Raw genomic sequence first — 15,100 nt, forward strand, 5'->3', positions numbered from 1 at the left:
CGATGCTGCGACAATATTTGACGGCCAAAACGTTGCGCGGCGCTCTGCCGGCCTTGTCGCTGGGCGTGCTGCTGGCAGCGATCTTCACCATCCAACCCAATGCGATGAGCTATTTCGGCCTCAATCTGATGCTGCAATATGCCGTGCCGATCGCGCTTGCCACTCTGGCGCAGATGTTCGTGATCACGGTCAATGATCTCGATCTGTCGATCGGCGCCTTTGTGGGCTTGGTCGCCTGTATCGGTGCTACTTTTCTGCATGACGCGCCGGTGCTGGGGCTGTTGCTGTTGGCTGGCTGCATTGCCATCTATGCGGCGATGGGGGCGCTCATCCAGTTGCGCAATCTGCCCTCGATCGTCGTGACCTTGGGCATGTCCTTCGTCTGGCTGGGGATCGCGGTCCTCATTCTGCCGACGCCGGGCGGCAAGTCGCCGGATGTGATCAAGGGTCTGATGGCGCTGAAGATCCCCGGCATTCCGTTTCCGATCGTGGCGGCCATCGTCATTGCGGTCATCGTCCAGGCCGGCCTCATGCATTCTTCCTACGGCGCCGTGCTGCGCGGAGCCGGCGGGAACCCAAAGGCCCTGGCGCGCGCCGGCTGGTCGATGCTGCGCATCAAGATGGTGATGTTCGCCCTGGCCGGCTTCTTCGGCGTGCTTTCCGGCCTGTCGCTGATCGGTCTCACGACATCAGGCGATGCGCATATTGCCGACCGCTACACGCTCTATTCGATCGCCGGGGCCATCCTGGGCGGTGCGGAATTCGTCGGCGGCCGGGTGTCGCCCATGGGGGCGGTGCTGGGTGCACTGACCTTGACGCTTACCGGGTCGTTCCTCATTTTCCTGCGCATCTCGCCGGATTGGCAGATCGGCGCGCAAGGAGCCATCCTCATCATCGTGCTGGCGTTGCGCGCGGTTATCAGCCGGGGAGAACGGCGATGACCTCAGTCGGCAGCATCTTCTATTATCTCCGCACACGGGCCTGGATCTGGTCCTTCGTGGCGACGGCCGCAGTTTGGATCGCGACCATCCTCTTCACCGGCGGCCATGGTGGGGGCGAGATCCTGACCGCGGCTCTCTCTTTTGCCACCTTCACCATCATCGTCGGCATCGGGCAGATGTTCGTCATCACCACCGGGCCGGGCAATGTCGATCTGTCAATCCCGGCCACCATGGCGCTGTCAGGCGCCATCACCACCAAGATCATGGATACCCAGGATGGCATGATCCTCACAGGCTTTGCGGTGGCGCTGGGTGTCGGCATTGCTGTGGGGCTGTTCAACTACGGGCTCATCCGCCTGCTGCGGATTCCGCCGATCATCGCCACCCTGTCGGCAAGCTTCCTGGTGCAGTCGACGGCCATCGCCTATGGCAGGGGCCTGCGCATCAAGCCGCCGCCGGCCTTGGCCGATTTCACCACGGCGGAGATTTACGGCATTCCGATCCTCTCCATCTGCGGCGTGGTCTTTACCGCGGTCATGGGGATTGTGCTGGCACGGACATTCTATGGCCGCTCGGTCCTCGCCGTGGGTCAGAACATGCGCGCAGCCTGGTTGGCTGGCATCCCGGTCGAGCGGACCCGGTTGGCGACCTATGTCTTGAGCGCAGTGCTGGCGGGTTTGAGCGGCTTGCTGCTTTCGGGCTTCTCCGGCGGCTCGTCGCTCAACATGGGCGAGGAATATCTGCTGGCCTCAATCGCCGTGGTGGTGATCGGCGGCACCTCGGTCGCTGGTGGCCGTGCCAATGTGCCGGGCATCTGGGGTGCTGCGCTGTTCATGTATCTGCTGGTCACCATGCTGAACACCTTTGGCGCCAGCGCCGGTATCAGGCTCATCATGACCGGGCTCATCATCATTGCCGTCATTACCATGGCGGGTAGCGGCGACCAGAAGCGATAGGGCAGCGATAGAGAAAGGATTCGATCATGTCGATGGTCAGTGACGCCTATGAATATTACGATCAGCGCTTCCGTTCTTTGACGGTGCCGATCGCCAAGGTCGAGCGGCTCTATGAAGGTTGCCGTTGGGCGGAGGGGCCTGTCTGGTTCAATGATGGGAATTACCTCATCTGGAGTGACGTCGCCGAGAACCGCATGCTGCGCTGGGTACCGGGCCTGGGGGTCGGCGTGTTCCGCCCGTCTTCCAACAATTCCAACGGCAATACACGCGATCGTCAGGGGCGCTTGATAACGTGCGAGCATCTGACGCGCCGTGTCACGCGGACCGAGGCGGACGGCCGCATCACCGTGGTGGCCGACAAATACAATGGCAAGCGGCTGAATTCACCCAATGACGTTGTGGTGAAGTCGGATGGCAGCATCTGGTTCAGCGACCCGACCTATGGAATCCTCAGCGATTACGAAGGCATGAAGGCCGATCCGGAGCAGGATGGCTGCCATGTTTATCGGGTCGACGGCCAGACCGGCGCTGTCACCATCGCTGCCAATGATTTCGTGAAGCCCAATGGCCTTGCCTTCTCAGCCGACGAGAAGATTCTCTATGTTGCGGATTCCGGCCGCTCACATGACGAGAACGGGCCGCACCATATCCGGGCGTTCGATGTGGGGGCGGATGGCAAGCTGGGGAAATCGCGCGTCTTCGCTGTCATTGAACATGGCGTGCCGGACGGATTCCGTGTCGATACCGAGGGCAATGTCTGGACCAGCGCGCAGGATGGCGTCTTGTGCTATAGCGCTGCTGGCGATCTTCTGGGGCGGATCAAATTGCCCGAGATGGTTTCCAACCTCGTCTTTGGGGGCGAGAAGCGGAACCGCCTGTTCATCACGGCGACCTCGTCGCTTTATGCTGTTTATGTGGGCGTCAGCGGTGCACAGCTGCCGTAGGCGCCGCGGCCAATAAGGAATTGTTATGGATATCGCACTGACTTCCGCCAACGTCCTGCCGAGCGATGGTACTGCCGGCACGTTGATCGGCCGCGCCTGGGTCCCGGGCAATCCGGCCGGCCCCAGCGTCGTGCTGGTAAGTGGCGCGGACCTCAAGGATCTGTCCGCCGTCTATCCGACCATGGCCAGCCTGCTGTCGCAGCCGGATGTGACCAAGGCGGCGCAGGAAGCGGCGGCGAAGGCACCCATCCTGTGCAGCCTGGAAGCATGCCTTGCCAACACGCCGCCGGACGGGCGCGATCCTGGGCAGCCCTACCTGCTGGCACCGATCGATCTGCAGGCGATCAAGGCGGCCGGGGTCACCTTTGCTGCCAGCATGCTGGAGCGCGTGATCGAGGAGCGCGCCAAGGGTGATCCGACTGCGGCCGAAGGCATCCGCCAGGTGATCGCCAAGGAGATCGGCGGCGATCTCCGCCGCATCAAGCCGGGCTCGGCCGAGGCGGAGAAGCTGAAGCAGGCGCTCATCGAGCGTGGGATGTGGTCGCAATATCTCGAAGTGGGTATCGGACCCTATGCCGAGGTGTTCACGAAATCGCAGCCGATGTCGGCGGTCGGCACCGGGTTCGACGTCGGCATTCATCCGGAATCGAGCTGGAACAATCCGGAGCCGGAGGTGGTGCTGGTGATCAGTCCGGCCGGCCAGATCGTCGGCGCCACACTTGGCAATGACGTCAATCTACGCGACTTCGAAGGCCGTTCGGCGCTGCTGCTGGGGCGGGCCAAGGACAACAATGCCTCGGCGGCGCTGGGGCCGTTCATCCGGCTCTTCGATGCGACGTTTACGATCGACGATCTGCGTCAGGCCGAACTGACGGTGAAGGTTGCCGGGCTCGATCAGTTCGTGCTCGACGACAAATCCTCGATGGCGCAGATCAGCCGCGACGTCACCGATCTTGCCGGCCAGACCTTGAGCAAGAACCATCAATATCCCGATGGCCTGGTGCTTTATGTCGGTACCATGTTTGCGCCCGTGAAGGATCGCAACGCACCGGGCATGGGCTTCACGCACAAGATCGGCGACATCGTGACGATTGCGACGCCAAAGCTCGGCGCTCTCGTGAACCGGGTCCGCTATACCAACGACATTCCCCCCTGGACCTTCGGTGCCGGGGCCTTGATGGACAATCTGGCGCGGCGCGGCTTGCTGGGGCGCCGCAGCTCATAAGACGATGTGACAGCTTAACGAGGAGGATTGCATGGCGAAGATCGAACATGTCGGCCTGATCGGCGTTGGCCTGATGGGGCACGGCATCGGCAAGAACATCCTTGCCAAGGGTTTCAAGCTATCGGTGCTGGCCCATCGCAACCGCCGGCCGGTCGATGATCTGCTGGCCAAGGGCGCCAAGGAGGTCAAGACCCCGAAGGAGCTGGCGGCCAGTTGCGACATGGTCATCACCGTGGTCGGCAATTCGGTGCAGATGGAAGATATCGTGCGCCGCGCCGATGGCTTGCTGGCCGGGTTGAAGCCAGGGACGATCATCGCCGATTGCACCACCGCGCAGCCGGAATCGACGGTGACGCTGGCCGCGGAAATCACGGCCAAGGGTGGGCGCTTCGTCGACATCCCAATGACCCGGACGCCGAAGGAAGCCGAAGCCGGCAAGCTCGGCCTGATGACCGGCGGTGATGCCGCAACCTTGGCGGAAGTCAGGCCGGTGCTGGATTGTTTTGCCGACACGATCGTGCATTGTGGTGGTGTCGGCGCCGGTCACAAGGCGAAGCTCATCAACAACATGTTGTCGCTGGGCTACGCGGCGGTGACGGCGGAAGCCTTGGCCACGGCGAAGAAGGCCGGGGTCGATCTCAACGCGTTGCGGCAGATCGTGACGGCGGGTGGTGCCAACAGCGTCATGTTTCAGCGCCTCGCGGCCTATCAGATCGACGGCGACAACACGCAGCTGCAGTTCGCCATCGCCAACGCGCAAAAGGACGTGCGGTACTTCCTGCAGATGGCGGAAGCCTTGCCGATGACCGCCTTCGTATCATCCGCCATTCACCAGACTTACACCATGGCGAGCGGTGCCGGCTTCGGCCAGAACTACGTGCCGGAAATAATCGATGTGCTGACAAACCTCAGCGACAAGGCGATGTCCAAGGGCAAGTAGTGTTGGAACGCCGCGATCTCGGCACCTGGGACTACATCATCGTCGGCGCCGGTTCGGCAGGCTGCGTGCTTGCCAACCGCCTGTCGGCCGATCCGAAGACGCGTGTCCTGCTGCTTGAGGCCGGCGGCCGAGACGATTACATCTGGATCCACATCCCGGTCGGCTATCTCTATTGCATGAACAATCCGCGCACGGATTGGGGCCTCAAGACCGTGCCGCAACCTGGTCTCAATGGGCGCATCCTGCCTTACCCGCGTGGCCGCGTGCTGGGCGGCAGTTCATCGATCAACGGCATGATCTATATGCGAGGCCAGGCGCAGGATTATGACGGCTGGCGGCAACTGGGAAATACCGGCTGGGCCTGGGACGATGTGCTGCCTTACTTCCTCAAATCGGAAAACCACTATGCGCCTGAACCTGGCATGCACAATGGCGGCGGGGAATGGCGAGTGGAGCAGCCACGTATTCAGTGGAGCATTCTCGATGCCGTGCGCGATGCAGCGGCCGAAATCGGCATTCCCAAGATTGATGATTTCAATCGCGGCGACAATGAAGGCTCGTCCTATTTTCAGGTGAACCAGCGTCGCGGCGTGCGCTGGAATACGGCCAAAGCCTTTCTGCGGCCAGCGCTATCGCGTCCCAACCTCAAAGTCATGACCGGCGTCACGGTCGAGCGCCTGCGGATATTAGACCACCGCGTCCAGGGCCTCGAATGCCGGGTCGAAGGCGAAGCAGCTTATGCCAGTGCGGCGGCTGAGGTACTCTTGTCAGCCGGTGCCATCGGGTCGCCACAGATTTTGCAGCTGTCCGGTGTCGGTCCCGGTGATGTGCTGCGCGATGCGGGCCTCGAAACCGTGCATGAATTACCCGGCGTTGGCGCCAATCTTCAGGATCATCTGCAGATCCGCACGATCTTCAAGATCCAAGGCGCCATCACGCTCAACCAGATGGCGGGCAATCTGTTCGGCAAGGCGAAGATTGCGGCCGACTATGTTCTGCGCCGCCGCGGGCCAATGACCATGGCGCCGAGCCAGCTTGGCATCTTCGCCAAATCCGATCCGAGCCTTGCCACTGCCAATCTCGAATATCATGTGCAGCCGCTGTCACTGGATGCTTTTGGCCAACCCTTGCACCGCTTTCCGGCCATCACCATGTCGGTCTGCAATCTGCGGCCGCTCAGCCGCGGGTCGGTCAAGGTCACATCGCCCGATCCGCAGGCAATGCCGGCGATCGATCCCAACTATCTATCTGTGGAAGCTGACCGGCTCGTCGCGGCTGAGTCTATTCGTCATGCCCGCCGCCTGATGGCGACCAAAGCCATGGCCGCCTTTGTGCCAAGCGAATACAAGCCGGGCGCCGAACATGTCGATGATGCGGCCTTGGCGCGACTGGCAGGGGATATCGGCACCACCATCTTTCACCCGGTTGGCACCGCGAGGATGGGGGCGGATTCCCAGGCCGTGGTCGATGCGCGCCTGCGGGTCCATGGGCTGGCCGGGCTGCGGGTGGTCGATGCCTCAGTCATGCCCAACATCACCTCCGGCAACACCAATTCCCCAGTCATCATGATTGCGGAAAAGGCGGCCGACATGATCAGAGCCGGCTGACCTCATCTTTGATATCCTGTGTTTCGTATTGGCAAATGGCCTGCGCCAGTTTGTCACATAACTGACCGGGCCACGTTGCGTGAGCACCATCACATGCGGCATTGCGGGTTCTTGTCCGGGCTTTGGCGCCGTGGCATAAGCGGCCTCGGCAAGTCAGACCGAACCAAGTGGACGCCGGCTGCGTATCGAGGGGAGATACAAGCCGGGCAGGGTGCGGACGGTCCCGTTGAGAACGGAATTGGAAGCCAACATGCTCGACATGACGCAATATGATCCGACGCCATATTACAATTGGTCGTACCCGGACACAGGCGGCCTCGTTCCGGGAAGTCCCGCGCATCGTGATGCGTTCTGCCGACTGCTGACGGACACATACAATCCCTATAAGCCGGCCGTGATCCCTTGGCCCAACCTGTCGGACGAGGAACTGGCGCGGCTCGCCGGATTGCCGTTCTGGGACACCGCTGTCGCCATCGAAGGGCGCGCCTCGCTGCGCATGGAGTGGCAGGCGAATATCCTCAAGGACCCTCAGATCGCCAAAGCGCTGACCTTGAATGCCGCGGAAGAGCGCCGGCACAAGGAAGTCCTTCACAATATGCTGACCTTCTACAGGATCGAGCTGGGGCCGGAGCCGGTCTACCTGCCGCCGCGCAATCCTGAATTCGGCTTCCTGCGGACGGGCTTCGGCGAGTGCATCAACTCGTTCTTTGCCTTCGGCCTTTTCGACATGGCGCGCAGTTCAGGCTTCTTCCCACCGGCACTGGTCGAGACGTTCGAGCCGGTGATCCAGGAAGAAGCCCGGCACATCATGTTCTTCGTCAATTATGTCGCTTATCGCCGCGCGGAGCTGGACGTGGTGCGGCGGACGTGGTTCGACCTCAAATGCCTGGTCGCGATCGGTGAACAGTTTGCCTCACGCATCGGTATGGCGATCGAAACGCGGCACCGGCGCAACAATGTGAAGTCAAACTTCCTGACGTCGGGGGCAACGAGTGTTGCGCGCGGCTTTACCAAGCGCGCCTTTTTCGACCTGTGCCTGCGAGAGAATGACCGGCGCATGAAAGGTTACGACCCGCGCCTGCTGCGGCCGATGATGATGCCGCGGTTGATCGGCCTGATGTTGAAGCTGATGAAGGCTTAAATCGTGCCGCCTTCTGCAGCCGCCTTTGCCTGCGTGCTGACCCATTCGCGGAAGGCCGTGCATTTGGCGCTTTGGCGGCGTTCGGCCGGATAGACCAGGTAATAAGCGAATTCGACCGGCTGATCGATTTCGGCCAATTTCACGATGCGACCGGCGGCAAGATCCGCCGCGGCCAGGGTCGCCTTGGCCAGCGCCACGCCGCGCCCGGCGACCGCTGCTTCCAGCACCATGCTCGATTGATTGAACCTGGGGCCGCGCCGCCAATCGACGCCGCTGATCCGCGCGGCGCGCAGCCACATGCGCCAGTCCGGGCAGGTCTTGTCCTGATCCGGGCTGTCGTCGTGGAGCAGTGTCTGGCTGCGGAGGATGTCGAGTGGATGGTCGGCGGCCCCTTCCAGCAATTGCGGTGCGCAGACCGGGAACACGCGTTCGGCCAGCAGATGCTCCGAGGTCAGGCCCGGATAGACGCCGCTGCCATAGCGTATGGCGATGTCGACATCATCGACCGCAAAGTCCACCAACTGGTCGGTCGCAAGAATGCGGATATCGATGTTCGGATGGGCTTGGGTGAAGGCGTCGAGGCGCGGCGACAACCATTTCGCGGCGAAGGAGGGGGCGACGGACAATGTCAGCACATTCTCTTCGCCCTGCGGACCGATCAGCGACAGCGCCATGCGCAGTTGATCGAAGCCCTCCAGGATGCCAGGCAGAATTGCCTTGCCTTCATTGGTCAGCTGCAGGCCGCGGCCGGTACGGATGAAAACGGGAATACCCAGATGATCTTCGAGCTGGCGGATCTGCAGGCTGACCGCAGAGGGCGTGACATGCAGATCTTCGGCGGCCGCCGCGAGGCTGAGGCGTTCGGCGGCGGCGGCAAAGGCGCGCAAGGAGTTCAACGGCGGCAGGCGGCGGGTCTTCTCCGACATCAAAACCTCTCATGTCACCGTCTGATTATCTATTTACCCTATCAATTTAGTTCGGTATTGAAATTCCTGTCAAGAGACGATCTACGGGCGCCCTTAGGGCCGGGCGAGCAGCATATTTGCGATGCTCCAGACTTAAGCTCCAGGCTTCTAAGGTCGAGAATTGAGGGCAGGGTGAGGGGCGGGCGTTATTAAGGTTGCTGCAAGCACTCGCGCAAGAACTCAATGAAGCGCTGGGTCTTGGCCGGCAGCAGGCGTGTCTCGGTGACGGCATAGACAGGGATTGGTGCGGCCTGCCATTGCGGCAGCACGCGACGCAGCCGGCCAGCGTCTAAATCTTCGGCGACAATTTCTTCCGCCAGCACAGCGATACCCAGGCTGAGTGTCGCCAAGCGCCGGATCATGCCGACGTTGTTGAGCAGGAACCGGCCGCTGACAGCAATCTCGACCGTTCCCGCTGCGCCAAGCAGTGTCCATCGGTCGGCCCCCGCCGTGCGCATGCGCAGGCACTCATGCAGCGATAGATCGGCTGGCTCGCGCGGCTCACCGGAAAGTTCGAGATATCTCGGCGAGGCGTACAGATAGCGTGGAAGTCGGGCCAACTGGCGCGCGATCAGGTTCGAATCTGGCTGCTCGCCCATGCGGATCGCCACATCGAATGGCTCGGCTACCAGATCGACCCGCCGGGGCGTCAGGTCGAATTCGAAGCTGATGCCGGGATAGCGCCGGGCAAACTCGGCCATCTTGGGCGCCAGGAAAGTCGTCGCAAAATCCACCGGCAAAGAAACATGCAATATGCCGGTCGGTTGCGCCAGCATCTCGCCAAGCTGTTCATGTGCAAGGCGCGCTTCGTCGACGATGCGCTTGCTGCGGTCGAAATAGAGCTGGCCGGCCTCGGTCAATTCGATCCTGCGCGTCGTCCGGTGCAGGAGGCGCAGCCCGATTGCCTTCTCAAGGACACTGATCCGTCGGGACAATGTCGAGTTCGGCATGCCAATTACCTCGGCCGCCCTGCGGAAGCTCCGGGCCTTCACGACTTCGACAAACAACGCCATGTCGTTCAAAAGTTCCATGCTTATTGCGCCATTAATGGATTAATGAGTTCCATTTTGACATATTTATACCATGATATGAAAGACCTACCTTCTGTTCCAGTCATCTCCAGGAGGAACCACCAGATGAGTCGCTTATTCACGTCGGTCCGCATCGGCGGCACTGAACTTTCCAACCGTCTCGTCATGGCGCCCATGACACGCTCGCGCGCGGACGACGCTGGTGTGCCCAGCGATCTGGCTACCACCTACTATCGCCAACGCGCTGGCGCCGGGCTGATCATCAGTGAGGGCACCTATCCCACGGCGATGGGCAAGGGCTATGTACGTACGCCGGGTATCGAAACCGAGGCCCAGGTGGTCGCCTGGAAGCGCGTGACGGAGGCCGTCCATGCGCGGGGCGGCCGTATCTTCATGCAGCTCATGCACTGTGGGCGTATCTCGCACCCGTCGCTGTTGCCGGAGGGTGCGCTACCGGTGGCGCCGTCGGCGGTGAAAGCTGCTGGTCAAACCTGGACAGCCAGCGGCCAGCAGGATTTCGTCACACCGCGCCCGCTGAGCATTGCGGAGATCGCTGAAGTTGTCGCCGGATATCGCGCGGCCACCCGACGGGCCCTGGCCGCTGGCTTCGACGGGGTCGAGCTACATGCAGCATCGGGCTACCTGCCCGAACAATTCCTCTCATCCGGCAGCAACCAGCGCCGAGATGAATATGGCGGTTCTATCGCCAATCGTGCGCGCTTCGTGCTGGAAGTACTGGCGGCGATGGTGGCGGAGGCCGGCGGTGATCGTGTCGGCATCAAGATATCGCCAGAGATGAACTACAACGACGTTTCCGACGCGACACCGCAGGAAACCTATACGTATCTTGTCGACCATTTGAAGGCTTTCAAGCTGGCCTATCTGCACGTGGCACTTTTTGGGACCGAGGTCGACTACCACGCGCTACTACGGCCGCGTTTCCAGGGTGCCTACCTGGTCGGTGGTGGCCTCGATCAAACGACTGCCGAAGCCTTGCTGGATAGCAAGCGTGCAGATGCGGTGGTATTTGGTAGCGCTTTCCTTGCCAACCCGGACCTGCCCGAGCGCATTCGTGGGGGTGCGGTACTTAATGTGCCCGACAAGGCAACCTTTTTCACGGCGGGCGAGGAGGGTTATACTGACTACCCCGCCTTGAGCCCAGCTTAAGTCTTTTCAGGCCTGATTATAAATTGCCGACGATCAGCAATGCTCTTGTTTGGCGCATGATGTCATGAATAAAAGAGCGCAAACCTGGAAGGCTTGCGCTCTTTTATTTCTCTATGAGGTAGCTGACCGAGATTGGTTCAGACGCCGCTGACCCGGGCCAGGTTGCGGGCGGCTTCTTCCAATTGCGCCAGGCGGCGAAAGCGGCTGCCATCCAGCACGCGAAAGCGCGGATCGGCCGCGACGAAGCTGAAACCACCGCGTTCGCGGAGGGCGAGCCCTGCGGAGACATCGCCAATTTCGATCGCAAAAGCGGGGATATTTTCGTTGGCCGCCGAGCGGCTGATGGAAACGCTAGACAAGTTGGACACGGGGAACCTCCTCACCGGCTTCAACGCGAGTTCTAAGCCGGGATCAATGACAGCAAGATGAAGCAAATGCTTCGGTTCGCGAACCTGGTAACGGCCTGTTCAACAACAGGTTCCAGTGCTGCAACACATGCTGATGCGATGCGGAGATTTGGCCGAAGAGATGGCCGGAGATTTGGTTGGCGTTCGTTGCAGACTCATATCGGGTACTCCTTTCACAAGGGGAACCCACGACTTGCGTCGTGGCGCTTTAGCTTTGATGTCGCGGTGCAAGCTGCTCCCGTCAAATGCCGCGGGTCTATTCACTAGACCGGATGTTGTTAGTCCGTTGTCAGTAAGTGGATGGTAGAAGGTGCTAGGTGAGTCTCACAAACGAGATTAACTCTGCGCCAGATCGAGTATTCCTCGGTGGTTGCGCTGGGCGCTTGTAGCCTTGCCTTGATGATCGTTGATCTCAGCTTGAATCCATTTGCGGAAGGCGGCAATCGCCGGCCGCTTGCTGCGCTCCGGCGGATAGACCAGGAAATAGGCGAATTCAATCGGCACATCGTCATGGCCCAGGCGCACCAAGCGGTTGGTGGCCAGGTCCTGTTGCACCAGTGACGATTTTGCGAGAGCGACCCCTAAGCCGTTGGCGGCTGCCTCCAGGGCAAAGATCGACTGGTTGAAGCGTGACCCGCGCTGTGCTTCGACATCGAGGATGCCGGCTGCCTTGAACCAGCTCTTCCAATCGGGGCAGGTGTCGTCCTGGTCCGGGCTGTCATCATGGAGGAGCGGCAGGGTGCGCAGCAGATGATGAAGGTCGGCATCTGCATGGGCTTCTAGCAGACGCGGGGCGCAAACGGGAAAAACGGTTTCGCGCATCAGCAGTTCACTGGCAACACCGGCATAGCCACCGCGCCCATAGCGAATGGCGAGGTCGATCGTTTCCTTGGCGAAATCGGTGAGTTCATGCGTCGCCATCACGCGCACATCGAAGGCTGGATATTGCGTGCAGAAACTGTCGAGACGCGGCAGCAGCCATTTGGTGGCAAAGGAGGGGGCTACCGACAAGGTCAGGATCTGCTGGTCAGCGCCGGCCTGATCGTCGATCAGCGTTTCCTGCAGGCGCGCAAAGGCGTCGTTCACGCCGGGCAGGATCTGCGCACCATCGGCGGTCAATGCGAGGCCCCGTGGCGTGCGGTCGAACAGTTTCTGACCCAGCTCATCCTCCAACTGCCGCACTTGCAGGCTGACGGCCGAGGCGGTGACATGGAGTTCTTCCGCCGCGGCCACGAAGCTGCCATGCCGGGCAGCCGCCCAAAAGGCGCGCAAGGCATTCAATGATGGAAGTCGTCGAATTGGTCGCGACATATCTGCTCTCCCTCTGAAACACGTCTTGGATCCAGGACTCAGCCCGTGGAAAAGTCGCGTCGGCAGAAGCAGATTTAATCTCTATCGGATAGATAGACAATTGAGCGTATCTTAAGTGAGGCGCAAGGTAACCTTAAGACAGGACATCCTGCCCATATTGCAACGAGGCTGGGAAAGTAAGCCTGATCAAGCCGTTAACACCTCGGCAGCATTTAACTGAAATACTCAAGCAATCCACAGCCGCAGTGCGACCGCTTGCTGGCGTTGGACGATCCGGCCCCGGTAGAAGAATGGGGGCCGAAGCATTGGCGCCAGCCACACCACGACCGTAGATCACCCGCATAGCGCGGTGGGAAATGAGTTGGGCAGGAGGGATGGATGGCCGCTGTCTTCAAAAGCTTCAAAATCTCATGGCAGATTCAATTGGTCAGCCTGGTCGCGCTGATCGGGTTCCTCGGCATACTGGTCTACTACCTGATCGCTGACGGTGCCCGTGGTGCCGAGCAGGCCCGCGCCAACCATGCGACGGAGATCTATGTCGTCGCGCAGGATCTGCGATACGAATTCCTCAACGCCAGGCGGCGCGAGAAGGATTTCCTGCTCCGGCTTGACGAGAAATATGTGAAGCAGCATGCGGAGGTCATGCAGGCGATCGATGAGCATCTCGCCAAGCTCGAAGCGGCTGACGCAGAAGGTAGCTATAAGGAATCGGTGGCAACCGTTCGTGCTGGGGTCGGTGAGTATCAGCAGGCATTTGCTGCGACGACCGCGGACTGGATTGCCATCGGCCTCAATGATGAACTGGGTCTGCGCGGCCAATTGCGGAAATCCGTGCACGATGTCGAGGACCGGCTGAAAGCCCTGTCGCAGGACAAGCTGACGATCACAATGCTGATGTTGCGCCGGGCAGAAAAGGACTTCCTGCTGCGGCTGGACCCAAAATATGTCGATACCCATGCCAAGACCGCGGCAGGCTTCATCGCGGACCTGCAAGCGACATCGATTCCAGCGGCAGATCGTGACCAGATCAAGTCGTTGATGGAAGGCTATGCCAATGACTTCAAGTCGGTGGCGGCGACACGGCTCAAACTGATCGATGACGAGAAGAAGCTTTCTGAAGCCTTTGCCAAGGTTGATCCCCTTGTGACCGACATGATCGGTCGCATCAATGAGCAATTCCTGGCCGCCAGCGATGCAGCTGAAAAGCTGAGTGCCAAGACCCGCCTTTGGATCGCCATTGCGATCGTGGTCGTGGCGATCATCGCTGTCATTGTGGCAGCCATGATCGGCGGCAGGATTGTGAGCCCGATCTCTGCCATGACCAAGGCGATGCTCGCCTTGTCCGGTGGCCGCCAGGACGTCGCGATCCCGGCAACTGACTACAGCAACGAGATCGGGCATATGGCGCAGAGTGTCGAGGTGTTCAAAAACTCGATGCTGGAATCGCAGCGACTTGCGGCGGAACAGGCCGCCGCACAACGCCAGCAGGTGGAACGCGGCGAGCGGATGCAGGAACTGACGCGGAGCTTCGACAGGGATGTCGCGGCTGCTTTGGGGACCGTCAATCATGCGGTCGAGGAAATGGAGCGAACGGCCAAGAGCATGGCGGAATCCGCACAATCGGTGAGTGCCGGCGCCCAGGCCGTTTCATCTGGCGCCACCGAAGCGTCGACCAATGTGCAGACGGTGGCGGCAGCCACGGAGGAACTGAACGCGTCGATCGGCGAGATCGGGAACCAGGTCACCATGTCGACCAAGGTGGCGGAGGAAGCTGTGGCGGAGGCGGAGCGGACCAGCAGTGTCGTAACCGGCCTCGCGGCAGCCACCGACCGCATCGGCCAGGTCGTGACCTTGATCCAGGACATCGCCAACCAGACAAATCTCCTCGCGCTCAATGCGACGATCGAGGCAGCGCGGGCTGGCGAGGCGGGCCGCGGCTTTGCTGTCGTTGCCAGCGAGGTGAAGAATCTGGCGCAACAAACCGGCCGTGCGACGGAGGAAATCGGCCAGCAGATCGGTGATGTGCAGAGTTCGACCGGCACCGCGGTCACAGCCATCCGCCAGATTTCAGACACTATCAAGCGCAGTCACGAGATTTCGGCGACAATTGCGGCTGCCGTCGAGGAACAGACGGCGGCGACCCGCGAGATCGCCCGCAATGTCGAGGAGGCGGCGAAAGGCACGGAGGAGGTGACCCAGAATATCTCGCTGGTCAGCGATGCGGCGCGGGCCAGCAATGAAGCCGCTACCAATGTGCGAGCATCGGCAGGCGAACTGGCCCGGCAATCGGCGCAGCTCGACCATCTGGTGAAAGGCTTCCTCAGCAACGTTAAGGTGCTCTGAGGGTCTTTTGCTGCAGCGTGTAACCGTTTGAAACGATGATCAAATTCAGTCTGGTGGCGGCCGAATTTGTATGCTCTTGCGGAATTGCAACATAGAATCAACAATTGTTGCGCCTTCCTTGT

General features: G+C 60.8%; 13 protein-coding genes. 9 read left to right on the forward strand and 4 right to left on the reverse strand.

Translation table 11 applies throughout. The features are described 5' to 3' along the window. Positions 1 to 2: 2 nt before the first annotated feature. From AC1DWZ_RS04535 to AC1DWZ_RS04565, 7 genes are all read left to right on the forward strand, one after another. Positions 3 to 941 (forward strand): ABC transporter permease, encoded by a 939-nt coding sequence (locus AC1DWZ_RS04535; RefSeq protein ID WP_477167669.1) that lies wholly within the window; start codon positions 3 to 5, stop codon positions 939 to 941. Beyond that, positions 938 to 1,897: an ABC transporter permease gene (locus tag AC1DWZ_RS04540; RefSeq protein ID WP_477167670.1), complete on the forward strand. Its 960-nt coding sequence runs from the start codon at positions 938 to 940 to the stop codon at positions 1,895 to 1,897. The genes AC1DWZ_RS04535 and AC1DWZ_RS04540 overlap by 4 nt, the downstream gene beginning before the upstream one ends. A 26-nt stretch (positions 1,898 to 1,923) precedes the next feature. Beyond that, positions 1,924 to 2,841 (forward strand): SMP-30/gluconolactonase/LRE family protein, encoded by a 918-nt coding sequence (locus AC1DWZ_RS04545; protein ID WP_477167671.1) that lies wholly within the window; start codon positions 1,924 to 1,926, stop codon positions 2,839 to 2,841. Positions 2,842 to 2,866: 25 nt separating this feature from the next. Further along, positions 2,867 to 4,066, forward strand: a complete 1,200-nt coding sequence (locus tag AC1DWZ_RS04550) for a fumarylacetoacetate hydrolase family protein (protein ID WP_477167672.1) — start codon at positions 2,867 to 2,869, stop codon at positions 4,064 to 4,066. A gap of 31 nt (positions 4,067 to 4,097) precedes the next feature. Continuing rightward, positions 4,098 to 5,006, forward strand: a complete 909-nt coding sequence (locus AC1DWZ_RS04555) for an NAD(P)-dependent oxidoreductase (RefSeq protein WP_477167673.1) — start codon at positions 4,098 to 4,100, stop codon at positions 5,004 to 5,006. Continuing rightward, the gene (locus AC1DWZ_RS04560; protein ID WP_477167674.1) at positions 5,006 to 6,613 is read left to right on the forward strand and encodes a GMC family oxidoreductase; all 1,608 of its coding nucleotides are present in this window, start codon (positions 5,006 to 5,008) and stop codon (positions 6,611 to 6,613) included. Before AC1DWZ_RS04555 ends, AC1DWZ_RS04560 begins: the two co-directional genes overlap by 1 nt. A 226-nt stretch (positions 6,614 to 6,839) precedes the next feature. Continuing rightward, positions 6,840 to 7,754, forward strand: a complete 915-nt coding sequence (locus tag AC1DWZ_RS04565; RefSeq protein ID WP_477167675.1) for a ferritin-like domain-containing protein — start codon at positions 6,840 to 6,842, stop codon at positions 7,752 to 7,754. Here AC1DWZ_RS04565 and gcvA (AC1DWZ_RS04570) read toward each other — a convergent pair. Together gcvA (AC1DWZ_RS04570) and AC1DWZ_RS04575 are read right to left on the reverse strand one after the other, a co-directional pair. Beyond that, the gene (gcvA, locus tag AC1DWZ_RS04570) at positions 7,751 to 8,680 is read right to left on the reverse strand and encodes a transcriptional regulator GcvA (protein ID WP_477167676.1); all 930 of its coding nucleotides are present in this window, start codon (positions 8,678 to 8,680) and stop codon (positions 7,751 to 7,753) included. The two genes, AC1DWZ_RS04565 and gcvA (AC1DWZ_RS04570), sit on opposite strands and share 4 nt — an antisense overlap. Before the next feature lie 188 nt (positions 8,681 to 8,868). Continuing rightward, positions 8,869 to 9,750 carry a LysR family transcriptional regulator gene (locus AC1DWZ_RS04575; protein WP_477167677.1) on the reverse strand — a complete coding sequence of 294 codons (882 nt, stop codon included), beginning with the start codon at positions 9,748 to 9,750 and terminating at the stop codon, positions 8,869 to 8,871. A gap of 105 nt (positions 9,751 to 9,855) precedes the next feature. On the opposite strand from AC1DWZ_RS04575, the gene AC1DWZ_RS04580 reads away from it, so the two are divergent. Then, positions 9,856 to 10,917, forward strand: coding sequence for an alkene reductase (locus AC1DWZ_RS04580; RefSeq protein WP_477167678.1), 1,062 nt, complete (start codon positions 9,856 to 9,858; stop codon positions 10,915 to 10,917). A 137-nt stretch (positions 10,918 to 11,054) separates the two neighbouring features. Here AC1DWZ_RS04580 and AC1DWZ_RS04585 read toward each other — a convergent pair whose 3' ends face one another. Both AC1DWZ_RS04585 and gcvA (AC1DWZ_RS04590) read right to left on the reverse strand, forming a co-directional pair. Then, complete coding sequence (locus AC1DWZ_RS04585; protein ID WP_477167679.1) at positions 11,055 to 11,285, reverse strand: hypothetical protein; 231 nt, start codon at positions 11,283 to 11,285, stop codon at positions 11,055 to 11,057. A 375-nt stretch (positions 11,286 to 11,660) separates the two neighbouring features. Beyond that, positions 11,661 to 12,635 (reverse strand): transcriptional regulator GcvA, encoded by a 975-nt coding sequence (gene gcvA / locus AC1DWZ_RS04590; protein WP_477167680.1) that lies wholly within the window; start codon positions 12,633 to 12,635, stop codon positions 11,661 to 11,663. Positions 12,636 to 13,013: 378 nt separating this feature from the next. Here gcvA (AC1DWZ_RS04590) and AC1DWZ_RS04595 point away from each other — a divergent pair, with 378 nt between their 5' ends. Further along, positions 13,014 to 14,978: a methyl-accepting chemotaxis protein gene (locus AC1DWZ_RS04595; protein ID WP_477167681.1), complete on the forward strand. Its 1,965-nt coding sequence runs from the start codon at positions 13,014 to 13,016 to the stop codon at positions 14,976 to 14,978. The last annotated feature ends 122 nt before the right edge of the window (positions 14,979 to 15,100 follow it).

This window comes from Dongia sp. P2_B8, from assembly GCF_056404715.1.

Bases quoted from the DNA above. Each gene is read 5' to 3' on its own strand.
- AC1DWZ_RS04535 (WP_477167669.1), top strand. From the start codon at position 3: ATGCTGCGACAATATTTGACGGCCAAAACGTTGCGCGGCGCTCTGCCG.
- AC1DWZ_RS04540 (WP_477167670.1), top strand. From the start codon at position 938: ATGACCTCAGTCGGCAGCATCTTCTATTATCTCCGCACACGGGCCTGG.
- AC1DWZ_RS04545 (WP_477167671.1), top strand. From the start codon at position 1,924: ATGTCGATGGTCAGTGACGCCTATGAATATTACGATCAGCGCTTCCGT.
- AC1DWZ_RS04550 (WP_477167672.1), top strand. From the start codon at position 2,867: ATGGATATCGCACTGACTTCCGCCAACGTCCTGCCGAGCGATGGTACT.
- AC1DWZ_RS04555 (WP_477167673.1), top strand. From the start codon at position 4,098: ATGGCGAAGATCGAACATGTCGGCCTGATCGGCGTTGGCCTGATGGGG.
- gcvA (WP_477167676.1), bottom strand. From the start codon at position 8,680: ATGTCGGAGAAGACCCGCCGCCTGCCGCCGTTGAACTCCTTGCGCGCC.
- AC1DWZ_RS04575 (WP_477167677.1), bottom strand. From the start codon at position 9,750: ATGGAACTTTTGAACGACATGGCGTTGTTTGTCGAAGTCGTGAAGGCC.
- AC1DWZ_RS04580 (WP_477167678.1), top strand. From the start codon at position 9,856: ATGAGTCGCTTATTCACGTCGGTCCGCATCGGCGGCACTGAACTTTCC.
- gcvA (WP_477167680.1), bottom strand. From the start codon at position 12,635: ATGTCGCGACCAATTCGACGACTTCCATCATTGAATGCCTTGCGCGCC.
- AC1DWZ_RS04595 (WP_477167681.1), top strand. From the start codon at position 13,014: ATGGCCGCTGTCTTCAAAAGCTTCAAAATCTCATGGCAGATTCAATTG.